This window comes from Thalassovita litoralis (genome assembly GCF_900182725.1).
Taxonomy (GTDB): domain Bacteria; phylum Pseudomonadota; class Alphaproteobacteria; order Rhodobacterales; family Rhodobacteraceae; genus Thalassobius; species Thalassobius litoralis.
In genome coordinates this window covers 43340-58080 of record NZ_FXTO01000015.1, presented here as the reverse complement: position 1 = coordinate 58080, position 14741 = coordinate 43340, and the positions used below count along the sequence as shown (strand labels likewise).

General features: G+C 54.9%; 9 protein-coding genes and 1 pseudogene. 2 read left to right on the top strand and 8 right to left on the bottom strand.

Annotation, left to right across the window (positions count from 1 at the left end):
- Positions 1-33: 33 nt before the first annotated feature.
- Both ilvD and FN828_RS12195 read left to right on the top strand, forming a co-directional pair.
- Complete coding sequence (ilvD, locus tag FN828_RS12200; RefSeq protein ID WP_142493758.1) at positions 34-1875, top strand: dihydroxy-acid dehydratase; 1842 nt, start codon at positions 34-36, stop codon at positions 1873-1875.
- A gap of 178 nt (positions 1876-2053) precedes the next feature.
- Positions 2054-2449 (top strand): VanZ family protein, encoded by a 396-nt coding sequence (locus FN828_RS12195; RefSeq protein WP_142493757.1) that lies wholly within the window; start codon positions 2054-2056, stop codon positions 2447-2449.
- 2 nt (positions 2450-2451) lie between these two features.
- Here the strand turns inward: FN828_RS12195 and FN828_RS12190 are convergent, their stop codons facing one another.
- The 8 genes and pseudogenes from FN828_RS12190 to FN828_RS12155 all read right to left on the bottom strand — a co-directional run bounded on the left by FN828_RS12190 (position 2452) and on the right by FN828_RS12155 (position 14677).
- On the bottom strand, positions 2452-4023 hold the full coding sequence (locus tag FN828_RS12190; RefSeq protein WP_142493756.1) for a choice-of-anchor L domain-containing protein: 1572 nt from the start codon (positions 4021-4023) through the stop codon (positions 2452-2454).
- A gap of 167 nt (positions 4024-4190) precedes the next feature.
- A complete protein-coding gene (locus FN828_RS12185) occupies positions 4191-5165 on the bottom strand; it encodes an NAD(P)H-dependent glycerol-3-phosphate dehydrogenase (protein WP_142493755.1) in 975 nt (324 codons plus the stop codon).
- A gap of 358 nt (positions 5166-5523) precedes the next feature.
- Complete coding sequence (locus tag FN828_RS12180) at positions 5524-6126, bottom strand: plasmid pRiA4b ORF-3 family protein (protein ID WP_142493754.1); 603 nt, start codon at positions 6124-6126, stop codon at positions 5524-5526.
- Positions 6123-6272: pseudogene (locus tag FN828_RS12175) on the bottom strand (transposase domain-containing protein); the annotation flags it as partial. The gene FN828_RS12180 and the pseudogene FN828_RS12175, both read right to left, overlap by 4 nt.
- Positions 6273-6355: 83 nt before the next feature.
- The gene (locus tag FN828_RS12170) at positions 6356-6592 is read right to left on the bottom strand and encodes a type II toxin-antitoxin system CcdA family antitoxin (RefSeq protein WP_142493753.1); all 237 of its coding nucleotides are present in this window, start codon (positions 6590-6592) and stop codon (positions 6356-6358) included.
- Between the two features lie 135 nt (positions 6593-6727).
- Positions 6728-8644, bottom strand: coding sequence for an acyltransferase family protein (locus tag FN828_RS12165; RefSeq protein WP_142493752.1), 1917 nt, complete (start codon positions 8642-8644; stop codon positions 6728-6730).
- A gap of 79 nt (positions 8645-8723) precedes the next feature.
- Positions 8724-11249: a DUF3131 domain-containing protein gene (locus FN828_RS12160; protein ID WP_185959009.1), complete on the bottom strand. Its 2526-nt coding sequence runs from the start codon at positions 11247-11249 to the stop codon at positions 8724-8726.
- A complete protein-coding gene (locus FN828_RS12155) occupies positions 11246-14677 on the bottom strand; it encodes a glycosyltransferase (RefSeq protein WP_235891475.1) in 3432 nt (1143 codons plus the stop codon). The genes FN828_RS12160 and FN828_RS12155 overlap by 4 nt, the downstream gene beginning before the upstream one ends.
- Between the last annotated feature and the right edge of the window lie 64 nt (positions 14678-14741).

Genomic DNA, 14741 nt, shown 5'->3' with positions numbered 1-14741 from the left:
TGTGCGCCACCTATAGTCACGAAGGAAGATACCATGCCGCATTACCGTTCCAGGCGATCCACCCACGGCCGCAACATGGCGGGGGCCCGTGGCCTCTGGCGGGCAACGGGGATGACCGACAGCGATTTCGGAAAGCCGATTATCGCAGTCGTGAACAGCTTTACGCAGTTTGTTCCGGGTCATGTGCATCTGAAAGATCTGGGTCAAATGGTGGCCCGTGAGATTGAGAAGGCCGGGGGCGTTGCCAAAGAGTTCAACACGATTGCTGTCGATGACGGGATCGCGATGGGCCATGATGGCATGCTGTATTCATTGCCCTCCCGGGAACTGATCGCGGATAGTGTGGAATATATGGTGAATGCGCATTGCGCAGATGCCATGGTCTGCATCTCCAACTGTGACAAGATCACTCCCGGTATGATGATGGCGGCGATGCGGCTGAATATCCCGGTTATCTTCGTATCGGGTGGGCCGATGGAAGCGGGTAAGGTCACGATTAACGATCTGGAAAAAGCGGTCGATCTGATTGACGCGATGGTCGTGGCGGCTGATGATAGTTACACCGATGAGCAGGTTGCGGAATTTGAAGCCAATGCGTGCCCCACCTGTGGGTCTTGCTCGGGGATGTTCACCGCTAATTCGATGAACTGCCTTGCTGAGGCGTTGGGTCTAGCCCTGCCGGGGAACGGGTCGGTGCTGGCAACCCATGCGGACCGTAAGGAGCTTTTCCTCGAAGCCGGACGCAAGATTGTCGAGATCACCAAGCGCCATTATGAAGGTGAGGAAAAGGGGTTCCTACCGCGTGAGATCGCCACATTCGAAGCGTTCGAAAATGCCATGTCGCTGGACATCGCAATGGGGGGGTCGACCAATACCGTGCTGCACCTTCTGGCGATTGCCTATGAGGGCAAGGTGAACTTCACCATGAATGACATTGATCGTCTGTCACGCAAGGTGCCGGTGCTCTGTAAGGTCGCGCCTGCAAAACAAGACGTGCATATGGAAGATGTGCACCGCGCCGGTGGGATCATGGGTATTCTGGGGGAAATGTATCGGGGTGGTCTGTTGCATGGAGATGTCCGGACCGTACACAGCGATACGATGTCTGCAGCTATTGCAAAATGGGATATTAAAACGGCCAATGATCCCAAGGTAGAAGAGTTCTATCGCGCGGCCCCGGGCGGTGTACGTACCACGCAGGCTTTCTCGACGACGAACCGCTACAAGGCGTTGGATGCTGATCGGCAATCCGGAGTGATCCGGGATATGGATCATGCCTTCTCCAAGGATGGCGGTTTGGCGGTCCTGTTTGGAAATCTGGCAGAAAACGGCTGTATCGTGAAAACTGCCGGGGTGGATGATTCAATCCTCCAGTTCACCGGCAAGGCCCGGGTCTTTGAATCTCAAGATGATGCTGTGAATGGCATTCTGACGGGTCAGGTGCAGGCAGGTGAGGTTGTGATCATCCGCTATGAGGGGCCTCAAGGCGGTCCCGGTATGCAAGAGATGCTCTATCCGACCTCTTATCTGAAATCAAAAGGTCTGGGAGCCCAATGCGCCCTGCTGACCGATGGACGATTCTCGGGGGGAACGTCGGGCCTGTCGATCGGCCATGTTAGCCCGGAAGCCGCCGAAGGGGGGATCATCGCCTTGGTCGAAACCGGCGATACGATTGAGATCGATATCCCGAACCGCTTCATCCATCTGGCTGTTGCCAATGTCACTCTGGATGATCGCCGGAGAGCCAAAGGGGCATTGCCCTGGGGACCGGCAGCACCGCGCAAACGTGCGGTTTCAACGGCCCTCAAAGCCTATGCGATGTTCGCTTCCAGTGCGGCTCAGGGCGGTGTGCGTATCCTGCCCGGCAGTGAGTAACCCTGCTCGGATCTGACGCCGAGACACAACCGCTGCCGGGTTTTCCGGCATGTGAGGCTGTGTATTCGGCTGTTATGTGCCACTTTGAACCATAAAAGCTGATACCCCCATGACGGGGGTATCAGTTCGGCATAATATGCGCAGCGGAGCGTCTTGTGGACAGGCAATCTGAGTTGCAATGCTATGGAAAGAGGTCACGGTGAATTTCGTGCGGCACCCCAGAACCGTCTGGTTGTTTCTTTCTTTATGTCTGGTCGGAATTGTGTCTGTCCTGACCCTGATGCCTATGCCGGATTGGTCCAAACAAGGCAGCGTCGGAATAGATAAAGTCTACCACATTCTGGCTTTTGCGGCGTTGATATGGCCAACGGCCTGTTTGTTGCCGCAACTGTTGCGTCCTGCGGGCTTCTTCCTATTGGCCTATGGAGGTCTCATCGAGCTTATCCAGCCATTGGTCGGGCGTTCGGCGGATTCGCTTGATCTGCTGGCCGATGGTTTGGGCATTCTGCTGGGAGCCTCGGTCGGTCTGGCAATGCGGGCCGCGTTGCGCCGCCTGATGCGCATCAAGGCCTAACCTCAGACAGCAAGAAGCGTTTTGATTTCGTATTTGCGTAAAGACATGCGAGCTGCCGGGCCGTAATCATCCGTGGAAGCCTTGGACAGGCCGGGCATCAGGCGCAGGACTTCGTCCCGGGTGTCTGCATCGAAAGCATCAAGGGTTTCCAGACCGGGATGATAACTTTCGCTATAGAGCCCGTTTGCATTGATAATTTCATGCCTGTCAAAAAGCAGATGAATATAGGTTACATCCGTGCCATCTGTTCGCTGGGTGATGGTGTGCCCATTGACGAGTTCTTGTGCCTTCACCAGCACTTCTGGCTCCCCAAAGAGCAACTCAGCCCGGGCCGATCTGTAGAGTACCCGATGATTGGGAGAGACTTCCACCATGTCGATCGCCCCCAATGCACCAGGGGCGAAACGGATGGGGGCATCTTGTCCCTGAGCTTTGCGGATACTGAATCCGATCCAGCGCAGCGGTTGCAAGCCATTGTCAATTGTGAGGACAAGATCGCCGGGTTGTAAGGTTTCAATGCGGTGCCAGCCATGGGGCGTTTCAATCAGTGTTCCGGCTGTGAAACAAGGCGTGGTGTCGATTGTGACAAAGCCTGTATCGGTGTTACCTGCCCCATCAGAGACTTCATAGGTGAATACATTGGTGCCAGCTGCGCTGCCGGCTTCCAGCGTGATAGTACCGTCAGGGTTGAGTGTGATAATCTCGCCGGTCGATAGGGCAATGGTGCTGCCCGCCACAACGGCCTGGCCGTTGATTGCGGTGATTGTCAGTAGCGGACCGGCGGTAGATACGTCATTGGCCAGAAGGTTGACGGTCGCTGTGCCATCCGCCTGAATCGAGATATTGTCATCGCCTGCAACCAGCGCACATTGAATGGAATTCCCGGCGATCAGGAGATTGCTGTCATAGCTTTGGTCCCCCGCATCTGCGATCCCGATGCGGATTGTGTTTTCGGCCCCGGCAATAACGGGCGCTTTCAGTGTCAATGTGACGGTGAAACCATCCATCTCGGTATTGGCCACTTCCGCATAGGCGGGGTTATTGATGTAGAGGTTGGAATTTGACTGATCGTTAATGTTGTTGATTGTGATGTCACCATCGCCAACCGTCAGTTCGGCTTTTTCACCATTGACCCATATACCGACCACATCGTTAAAGCCGGTGCCGACATATTCCAGATATTCTTCCGATGAGAATGTCACTTGCATTGTCAGGGTAGAGCCATCCGGCACAAAGCTGGCCTCAAAGATCGCGGCGTCATAGGTTTTGGCCCCGGCAATCTCGCTGAGTTCGCTATCCCCTTTTGTACCCATTTTGCCGGTGGTTCGGCTGGAACTGTTGGCGTCCCATCTGCTGTTTGTTATGGAACTGGCATACCCGGTTGAAAGAATAACGCCGCTATCTGCGGGCGTGAGATCAGGGGCTACCGTATCACCGTTTGAGTAAATGCCTGAAGATGCAGAGGCCCCGGTGTAACTCGCTGAGACAATTGATACGCCGTTGCCGAATATGGTTTCCGCCATATCCATTGCGGACGCATTGGTATCGATTGGCAGTTCCTGTGCTACAGGCATATTCTACTCCCCTCAATGACGGGCAGCGTATTAGATTTTTGCCCTGTGTGATGAGAAGAATACAACTTTTGATGACTCTGCAAGCCTGCGTGATCAGTTCTTAGACGTCACATGCAGGAGTAACTCTCGGTGAAAATACCGGGGCCGTTTTCAACGGAAGTCAACAGCTATAGCAGACGCTCGGATTTCAAAGGGCGTTGCAACAGTGTTTCCATCGCCTGCGGCACTGAGACTTCTCCTTTCAGAAGCCGTGACACCATGTAGATCACGGGCAAATCTATATCGAGATTCTGCTCACATATGGCATGGGCTGTCATGACACCTTCAACGGTCACGCCGTCGATCATGTGGTGCCCTTGGGCAAACTGGACGCCATAGGAAAAATTACGGGATTTTTCCGAGGAGCACGTCAGGATCAGATCGCCAAACCCAGAGAGGCCCCAAAGCGTTTCCGGATGTGCGCCTTGAACTTGGGCCAGACGGACAATTTCGGCAAATCCACGGGTCATCAGCGCCGCGCGGGCACTTTCTCCAAGATCTGCCCCGATCACCATCCCTGCCGCGAGTGCCACCACGTTTTTCAACGCTCCCCCTAATTGCGCCCCTCGGGGATCGTCGCTCAGATAAAGCCGTAAGGTTGGTGTGGAAAGCGTTTCCTGAAGCTCCCCACCAGATGGGACATCCGTTGCAAGCGTCAGGGCCGTCGGTTTGCCGCGCCCGATGTCATCGGCGAAACTGGGGCCTGTGAGAACTGCTGTAACCGCCTGCGGAAGGACGCTTTTTACGATTTCTTCTGGTAAAAGACCGGTGCCTCGCTCGACGCCCTTACAGCAAACAACCAGCATATGAGACGCAAGCCACTGTGCATGCTCCTGCAAGAAGCCACGTAAGGATTGGGTCGGAACAGAAAGCAGCACGGTCATTTGACCATGAAGAGATGCCATATTCGCAGTGACCGTGATGTTACCCGGAAGCCTCAGGCCCGGGAGACGTGCATTATTTTCCCGAAGCGCATTTATAGTGCCCATCGTGTCCGGATCACGCCCCCAGAGAATGACATTCTGCTGCTTGGCAGCCTGGGCGATGGCCAGAGCGGTTCCAAAAGCCCCAGCCCCGATTACAGCGACCCCATCAGAATACATAGGCTGTCTTCCTTCTGCTTTGCGACAGACATCCCGCAAAGCCGCGCGAAGATCAATGGAGTTTGAGAAGAAGGTGATGGAAAGTGAGGTAGGCACCATCTGCCTTGTGCACTGCCTTCCGGGGTGATGATGTTGGAGAGATCATCTCGAAGACACAGACGGCGCCTGAGAGTGCAGATAACATATTCACTGCATGCTGCAAAATGGAAAACGGGCCGCCCTTACAGGCGACCCATTCGGTACTCTTTGGCTCGTACCTAGCTTATTTCGGCAAGATCATGCCGTCAAGCACGTGAAGCACACCGTTTGAAGTCTCAATAGTAGGCCTCCGGCGAAGGCCGCAGCCGCGCTAGATTGATCAGAGGCTTTTGGGTGCGGCCTTTGGTTTGCGTGGCTTGGGGGTCCACTTTTTGGCGAGGCGCTCGAAGTTGTCGAGGATACGGCCGATTTCAGCCTCATCGGGATCGAACTTTTCCCCATACCATTCCACCATCCGGCCATGTTCTTCGTGCTTGGGGTCTGCCATGGCGTCAAGGAAGTCGGCGTAGCCGGGGAACCCACCCACATCTTCCGGCGGACAGGCGCCGATGGCCCTGACAAGGCGCGGATAGTCGGCACCTGGCATGGCATCGTCGATTTTCTCGACCTTGATCACATGGTGCCAGTTGTCGCCGAAGTCATAGATGTAATGGATGGTCTTGGTGCCGACATCCTCGAGCACGTCGAGCAGGCTGGTTTTGCTGGCCGGCAGCGGGCCATCGTAATAGCCGTCAGGATCTGGCACCCCCCAGCCAACGCCGCCGGCCCGGAACTCGTAAAGGTGGCTGTCTGTCCAGCCCATGGCGGCTTGGATCGCTTCGTGCAGGCGGTTGAGTTTAATCTTCAATGGCACATCGAAGCGCCGCAATACCTGAGGCTCGACGTCAGATAATGTCACCTTGAGGCGCGCAACCAGGATCATGCGGCAATCCTCTTCATTTCGGTTACGGCCTTCCAATGCCAAGGCAGCAATTCATGCACGCGCGAGATCGGCATATCCGGTAGCTGGGCCAGCACATCGGCCAACCATGCCTGCGGGTCGATGTCATTCATCTTTGCCGTGACGATATTCAGAGCGTCCAGAAGGTCGGCCTGAACATCGAGCAAATAGCCCGCCCCGTCCGGACTGGGATAGATATCAAAGCGCGCCATCAAAAGGGCCGATATTTCTCTAGAGGTAAGCCGTTCTCCTCGACCCACTGATTGGAAGATTCAATCGCTTTGGCATTCTCACGCTTCCATGCCGCCGCCTTTGCATCCTGAACCGCATGTCGCAAACCCGCCTCTGCGGCCTGAGAGAGATTTACCCCGAAGGACCGGGCCTCGCTTAACAAGCCCTGGTCCAGAGACAGATTGGTGGGTTTCTTGGGAACGGTTGGAGTTTGCATCTGATCATCTCCTTCATGCGCATGATATATGCGCACAGTTCTTTGGATCAATCCCCACCGGCTCTGTGGCAAACTTTTCCGCGTGGCTTCGCTTTAGGTAGCAGAGCTGTGTCCAAAGGGTGGCATTGAGCAACGTCAGTGTGACGGTCGTGTCGTCAAACCCGCAATTTTCATGAAATCTTTTTTCAGAAGCAAGGCACCTAAAGCATTCAAGTGGTCACGATCCCGCATCGTCAAAAACCCATTCCTGAGTGGCAGGCAAACGGGTTTATCCGGGGGGCAGAGTTGATCGAACACCCGCAGGATTTTCAGATTGTCATGCTGCTCTGCAAGTTGTGCCAGTAGTGCTTCGGTTTGGGTGATGACGGGTTCCAGGTGACGGCGAGGCACAGCGCAGCTTTTGAAAGCCGTGCTTTGACATATCCGTATGTCGGCAAAGTTGTACATCGGAGGAGGACCGGCCACGATCACCTCAACTGAGCGGTTCTTCATGTCTTCCGCGAATTGCGACAAAACCGGCAACCATTCGGGGATGATGTCATCCCGTAAAGCGGGTGCAACTGTTCTGGTCAGGTAAATACGGCTGATGAAGATAATGTCACCGGGTTGCAAATGGCGCTTCATCTGATCGAGTAAAATGTCCCGGGAACTGGTCGTCATATGTGTCGGTGGGGGAAAAAGCTGCCCCGGTGTTTCAACAAGGTGGAAACCAACTCCGGTGTCTTCATGTAATGCGACCAGCAATGCTTGGAAATGACCAATATGGGAATCACCCATCGCCCAGATTGTGCGGGTTTCTGATCCATCCAGGGGAGGGAAGGTGCAATCCGTGAAGGTTCCTGGTCTGAGCGGGCGCCGGCCGTCATCAACGACACAGGTCGGATCATGTGGCAGCCCCGTCGGCAGCATTAGGGTCGGGCGTTCCAGCGTTGACAGATTCCGCTGTTGACCCACTGGGATTTGCCACAGGCTGAGCGCCCCCAATGCGATGCAGAGACCAAGGCAGATAGTGCCTGCCGCACTGCGGCGGTTCGGCCACCAGGGTCTGTGGCGCAGTGGATGCTCGACTAAATGATAGGACAGGGTAGCTGCCAGAAATAACAACCCAATCAGAAATTCCGGTGAAGTCAGGACATGATCTGGAGACAGATTACGGAAGACCAGCAAAGGCCAGTGCCACAGATAGAGAGAATAGGAAATGGCACCCAGATAGACTGCTGGTCTGTTGTGCAGAAAGCGCGACCGATCCGGGGCCGCAATGATCCCGGCAGTTCCCGAAACCGCGAGTAAAATAAGCCATCGGCCATCCATATCAGAAAGCGTCAAACTACCGACCAAAAGGACCAGAATGCCTGTCTGCCAACCAAACCAGCGCAGAGGTTTCGTCTTGTCAGCCCTGTCTGAGGGCAAGGTGAGGGCGAGGAGTACGCCAACACCGAGTTCCCACAATCGGGTGTGGAGCAGGTAAAAAGACGCAAGGGGTTGCCGGTTCCAATAAGTCAGAAACAGCAGCAGCGACAGGGCGGATAAGGTGGCCATTACGGTGAAGAGGACATGTCTGGAGCCGGGACCCGACAAACGCAACCCGGACCAGATGAGAGCAGGTGCGACGAGGTAAAACTGTTCCTCCACCCCCAGCGACCACGTATGCGTAAAAGCGTTGAACGCAATATCGGCTGAAAAGTAATCCAGAGACTGGATATACAAGAATACATTGCCCAGACCGAGGAGGGCCAACAGACCAGTTCGGAATGAAATGGCCGGATCAGGATCCACCAAAAACAGCACTGCAACTGTCACTGTGACGCAAAGGAGGAGCGCCGGCATGAGGCGCTTGAAACGTCGGGAATAAAAGCCGGTTAAAAACCTTCTGAGAGAGTTGTCAGGCTGTCCCAGTAAGGATCGCGTGATGACGTAGCCGGAAATGACAAAGAAAATGTCCACGCCCAGAAAGCCCGACTGAAGGGCTCCGGCATCGGCATGATTGATGATGACAGCAAAAACAGCAAAGGCGCGCAGCCCGTCAATATCCAGCCGATGCTGCTTTACCACGTCACCTACCCCTTGATCACTCTGACTGTCGGAGTTGTTTTGCCAGTCTTACAGGTTTGATGCCACAAGATATAACAATTTATCCTGTCTGTTTCAGACGATATGCAATGGCTTGCAGAATGACGGCATTGGTATTCAGATCAGAATAAAGTTCTGTGGCGCGCTGGGTTTTGATGTTGATGCTGGAGGCGAAGCCAAACGGTGTTTTGGCTTTCTCCCGGACAAGTCGCACCAGTCGCCCGGCAAACTCACCGGGCCGGTAAGCCGCCCAAAGATAAGCCGCCTTTGAACTCACCGCGAGATATTCCTCAGCGGCAGCCTCGGTTTGATATTGCGGCATCCCCCCGACCGTATCCAAAGCCCATCTACGGCCTTCAGCGCTCAACAACAAACCCTGATAGATAAACCAGGGGCTTTGATCGATGGGAGTTTCTGACACACAGAGCAGCCGACCTGTTTCGGCATATTCCTCAACCTGGGCATGGAACAAAACCTCAGCAAGATAGGCGCTCTCCTGAGACATCCCTTGCTCCATAGCCTCCAGGAGCAACGGCTCAGCACCGATCGGGCCGATCCGGGCGGCAGCTTCCAGCAATGCAATCTCACCATCCGCCCGGGTTCTGTTGTCGAATGTTTCATAGGGGGAACTGACACTCAATCCCCAGCGCCGAAAAGCCCGGGCAGCATAATGGGCTGAATGCGAAACGTAGATGGATTGTAACACACCATCCGTAACCGAATGGATTTCCCCGTTCTGGATGATCTTTGGCAGGTCCCAGGATCCAACCAGAGCCTGTAATTGCTCTTCCATGCCAAATTTGCGGCGCAGATTGTCCAGCGACGATAGCAAACGACCGGCATCGGAACCATCAAAGTTCCGGGTGCCCCATTTATTGCGATCCGTCCGGATCCAGCCCTGTGGCAACAACCTGTCCTCTGAACGCCGTCCGGCGATATTAGGCAGGATACGGTCCATCGCCCGCTCCAGCATTTTTCTGTTGATGAAGCCTAACTCCGTTGCCGCCACCAATGCATTGATGTGACTACCGACGTCCCACATCGTAACGTTACGCAGAATATCTCCTTCGGAGGTCCCCCCCACAGTGGCAGGGCACAGGCCAGTCAGAGGGTTGGTGAATTTGTCGAAATACTGCCAGGCCAACTTGGCATCTTCCAGTAATTGTGCCCGCTCCGCCTGACTGACCCCGGAGGCAGTCTCAATACTTTTGGTTCTGGCCAGGAGTGTCTTCCGGTGTCGGGCTTCAACCGTGCTGCCGGTCGACAGGGAGGCTGCCAGAGTGTCGAGACTAACGAATTCCGTAGCCACATCCTGTTGCAGCGATGCCAGCCGTTTGACCAGATTTTCGACGTTCAGCAAAGCCGGAGGAGCCGACAAATCAATCTCCAGAACAACATTGCCGGCCTGGATCAATGCCGCGCGGATATCTTGTTTGGATGCATTTAATCCCGAAAGGCTGGGTATCTGCAGAATACTGCATGCATCAACCCCAAAGGCTCCGGATTGTATTGGCGCAAAGGAGATGAGTGAGCCGAGGGGCAAATCGGTCTTGGCCTGCAGGGTAAGCGGCATGTTGGTTTCGCAGATCAATGTGACTGGCGTGACATCCTTTGTTGGGGGAGGGGCACCTGCAGTGGGAGGTTGAGGAACCCAGAAATGCTGCGCATCCTGTGTGTCTTTAGATCTGGCGACAGAGGTTATAAAACTGGGAATGCCATATTTGGCCAACTGAGCCTGGACCGCTTTGCTGTGCGCCTGCTGGGCGGGTAAAGCTGCTTCGGGCAAAACAAGGCGAACTGCGATCTGTTTGCGAAATTCGAAATAACCGCGCATCTGCAATTCGGCGGCCGTCATCAGGGCCAACTCACCGGCAAGCTCCTGATCCAGTATTTCGTCGACAAAAGCGGACATCCACTGCATCAGCTGCGCTTCGGGCATCTGGTCAAATGTGTTCGCCGAAAGATAATAGATGTAGTGGTTCTCTGGCCCCGGCCGCCGTTTGGAAAAGCGAAAACTTGCAGCAGGCACCAGGTTTTCTCCCCCGAAGAAACGCACCAGCCCATTAGGCCAGGTTTCTGAAGACGCTTCGCGAAGAGTGTCAGGGCGCAGCAATATGTTACGAATACCCGCTGAACGCACACCTGTCGGCACATCCAGCGCGTCCTGATCATCACAGATCAAACTCTGCAGATAGGCTGGACGCCCAAGGAGTTGGCTCAGCTGTGCTTGTGCATCATGTGCGACACGCGCCTGCGCATAGGCAGGGCGCAGTGCGAGATCGGGAATTTGAACAGCCAGCTCAAGACCATTTCCAAAATCCCCGAGCGCCCGCAGCAAGCTCATGTAATCCTGTGTCTGAGCGTCCGCTGCACTTTCAGGTAGCCTAACACCGCATGTCAGCCAAAGTCCTTTGTCGAAACAAAAGGCTGCAATGCGTTTGATCCGCGTAGCATCGGTCTGAGCAGAAATATCGGTAAGCACAATGGCCACCGAGGCAGTCTCTATGGCTGCGTGGGCCGGGCGAGGGCGTATATGCCCCGCAAACAGGGCCGCTGTTGAACCGAGTAGAAAAATACGCCGCTTCATGTCGCCTCCACCAGAATGCCGTTCGTCCCAAACCGTTTCATCCGTCCCCATTCTGCAAGACTGCCTGTCAGGGCGCGCAACAACGAGCGATAGACGGAAAAATACAGCAGCTGTCGGTAGAAGAAGCGCTGGAATGGGAACAGCAGCAACATGCCGAGACTCTCATCTCGGTCTGTTTTGAGCGCATAGGCCGTTGTCGCCAAATCCAGCATCGGCAAAAGCAGATAGGCCCAAAGCAGATGGGTGGGCATGGAGGTCACCGCCACACCAACCTCTCCGCTCCATACACCTGCCAGCACGTTATAGAGCAGAATAACAACGAAAATATCGGCAATCGGGGCCAATAACGGGAATAAGTAACCAAAGATAACAAGATCGGGAATCGCGAGCAATCCGATCACGCGGCGCTCCTTGATCGCTCCTTTGTGTTTCCAGGCACATTGCAGCATTCCCAAGGACCACCGCAGTCTCTGTGTCAGCAATTGGCGGATGCTGCCGGGTGCTTCGGTATAAGCGACAGCACGCTCTTCATATGTGACCCGATACCCCGCCCGTGTGACCGCGATGGTCAGATCGGCATCCTCAGTCATTGTGTCGCGCGAATAGAGCCCGGCCTTGCGAATGGCGTCGACGCGCCAGGCTCCGAGTGCCCCCGGAACAACCAACATACCATTCAGCAGATCATAGGCCCGACGATCAAAGTTCTGCGATGTCACATATTCGAGCGCTTGCAGTCGGGTCAGCAAGCCCTTGCGGTTGCCGACCGCAATCTTGCCAGCCACGGCACCGACGCGCGGATTATTGAACTGTTGCACAAGATGACGGATGGCATCGGGCCGAACTTCCGTATCCGCATCAATACAGACGATGACTTCAGATTTCACTGCTGCAATCGCAGTGTTCAATGCGGCCCATTTACCGCGATTGAACTGCGCCAGCAAACGTACCCGGGGCGTATTGCAGAATGTCGCAAAAAGCCGGTCGAATGTGCCATCGGTTGAACCATCATCAACGATCAGCACATCAAAATTCGCATAATCATTGGCCAGCACGCTGCGGACGCATTTCACGATGACGTTCTCTTCGTTATGAGCTGGAATCACGACTGTTACCTTCGGATGATATCCGGCTTTGAGGGGAGGCGTGCGTTGACGGATGATCGCCAGCACCAGAATGCTGAGCATCCGGACGACACCGATAATCAGAACGGCCCAGAACACCCACTCCAGACCGCTCCAACTCACTGACAGGAACTCAAAAGAAAGCCGGTCGAAGAGCAACCAACTGCCCCCGGTTTCCGGCATCAGGGCACTGTGGGTCGTTCCGAGCAGATCGGCCAATGTTGTAAACTCATAACCCTCCGTGCGCAGTGTTGCGATCAGGAGCGGCACAGCGGCGACCGATGCGGAGCGATCCTCGCCACCATCATGGAGCAAAATAACATTTCCTGCCCCCCGCTTTACTTCGCCAACAACATAATCAACGATCTCCTGTGTGGTCAGGCCCTCCCAATCCTTAGGGACAATATCCATACCGGAAATGATCCCGCCCCGGGCCTGAACGTCCATCAAAGACCGCACGCGACTGGCTTCAATGGGCCCTCCTGCTCGCAGAAACGGTTCTCGATACAGTTTCGTTTCATGCCCGGAATAGCCTGCAATCAGCTTGCTCATCATCCCGTGTTCAAGCGCAGTCCGGGACTGAGAGACCTGATCCATACGCGGGTGGGAAAATGTATGCGAGCCAACCTCATGCCCTTCCTCAATCATGCGCTTCAACAAGTCGGGCTCTTCCAGAACGCGCGCGCCCACTACGAAGAAAGCTGCCGGCGTTTGGGTCTCTTTCAGAGTGTCGAGAATAGCCCGGGTATAATCCGCATGCGGTCCATCGTCGAAGGTCAGAACGAGCTTGTGCGCAGCTGGCTGACCATATCGTTTCAAACGATAAGGCTTGGGCAGTTTCTGATACTCAACATCGCGAACAAAACCGGTTTGAGTGTCAAAGGAAACAAAACGCAAACCGGGTTCCGCTTCGGAGGTAACCTCCAGAAAGGCCCCTTTCCCTTCGTAAGAGATGTAATTGGGTAAGCTCATTGGCGAAAGCTGAGCCATCAGCGATGCCGGATCCTGATACTGCTCAGCCAACACGTTCCAGAGGCCCGGATCCTCCTTGCCGAGGGACCAGATACCAATGTTGCGCACTCCCAGTCCTTTGAGGGTCTGAAGCTGATTATGCACAGAAACCGCATCCATCAGCCATAATTTGTGACTGCGGTTTTGATCGTCCCGAAAGCTGCTGAAACTGTTCCCCGTCTCGGCGCTGAAGCGCAATTGGCCGCCGGCTTCAGCAATCCGGGAGACCGCTTCGCCATAAGGCAGAAGAGTTGGCAGTGGGTCACGTAACTGCCATTCTACCGCAAAATTACCCAGAGCGATGGTCAACCGATCCGGATCTATCGAGGCCAATGCATCCCGGGTAACCGCTTCCAGCCATGCCGGATCCGCAAGAGGGGCTGGTGTAGATCCCGCCCAAGGTTCTCGAAAGGCCTTGAGAATGACATGGTTGAAAGACGCCATCAGGGCCCTATCGCTCCAAATCTTCTGGTCGACGGACAAAACCAGACACGAGCGCAGATCATCTGCCCGGAATTTTGCGCTGAACCTGTTTAAAAACGGGGTCAGCTGTTTCAGAGCCTGAGCGTCCAATTGACGGAAGTCCAAACAAAGCCCGGAGGCCTCCAGGCCAGTCGATATCGCTGACAGGTTTTGACTGAGATCCCCCGATTGATCTGAATGTAAAATCTGCTGGACGAAAGACTCTGGCGCAGAGGCAAACTCAAGCGTGATGGTTGGCAGCAACTGCGGATGCTGCACAGCCCGCGCCATATAGTCTTCCACGGTCCCTCGGACGCTGGTATCCTCAATATCGATCTCAATCTTCCGCGTCCCCTCACGCAGAACAACCCAGTCAGGCATCAGGACATTCAGCATGTCACAGCTGTTCTTCAGGGAAAGGGTCGACCACTCAAGCGCTGTCGGAATATGGCCGAAATATTGATTGTGGCCCGCCTCGCCCGCCATGGCTGCATAGGCTGGCGGTCTTTGTGGCATGCAATGGGGGCCTCGATCAGTGAACGCGGCAACGGGCAAAGCATCATGAATGTGGCCTGGAGAGCCCGTCGTTGCGGCTGGTTGGGCAACCGAACCGGTCAATCGGTTTAATTGCCAGCGCAGGGTAACTTCGTTCCAGAGACCTGACAGAGAGATTGTGCCGTCCAGAAACAACATCAACCAAGTCAGAAAGATGCATATAATAGCCACAGTCAGCCGCTTGACGCGTTTCCCACGATGCCGGGTGCCATCATGAAACACCTTGGCACCATGCTCATCATCCACATCGAAAACGAAACTGTAGCCCCCGAGCGCCATTCGGATAACCCGCCATATCATGCACCGAACCGTGGCGAGATGACGTGAAGGAAATGATCACAGA

What these genes read in the sequence shown, in the direction of transcription:
- FN828_RS12180 (WP_142493754.1), bottom strand. Translation starts at nt 6,126, where the DNA reads ATGATCCTGGTTGCGCGCCTCAAGGTGACATTATCTGACGTCGAGCCT.
- FN828_RS12160 (WP_185959009.1), bottom strand. Translation starts at nt 11,249, where the DNA reads ATGAAGCGGCGTATTTTTCTACTCGGTTCAACAGCGGCCCTGTTTGCG.
- FN828_RS12185 (WP_142493755.1), bottom strand. Translation starts at nt 5,165, where the DNA reads ATGTATTCTGATGGGGTCGCTGTAATCGGGGCTGGGGCTTTTGGAACC.
- FN828_RS12190 (WP_142493756.1), bottom strand. Translation starts at nt 4,023, where the DNA reads ATGCCTGTAGCACAGGAACTGCCAATCGATACCAATGCGTCCGCAATG.
- FN828_RS12170 (WP_142493753.1), bottom strand. Translation starts at nt 6,592, where the DNA reads ATGCAAACTCCAACCGTTCCCAAGAAACCCACCAATCTGTCTCTGGAC.
- FN828_RS12195 (WP_142493757.1), top strand. Translation starts at nt 2,054, where the DNA reads ATGCTATGGAAAGAGGTCACGGTGAATTTCGTGCGGCACCCCAGAACC.
- ilvD (WP_142493758.1), top strand. Translation starts at nt 34, where the DNA reads ATGCCGCATTACCGTTCCAGGCGATCCACCCACGGCCGCAACATGGCG.
- FN828_RS12155 (WP_235891475.1), bottom strand. Translation starts at nt 14,677, where the DNA reads ATGGCGCTCGGGGGCTACAGTTTCGTTTTCGATGTGGATGATGAGCAT.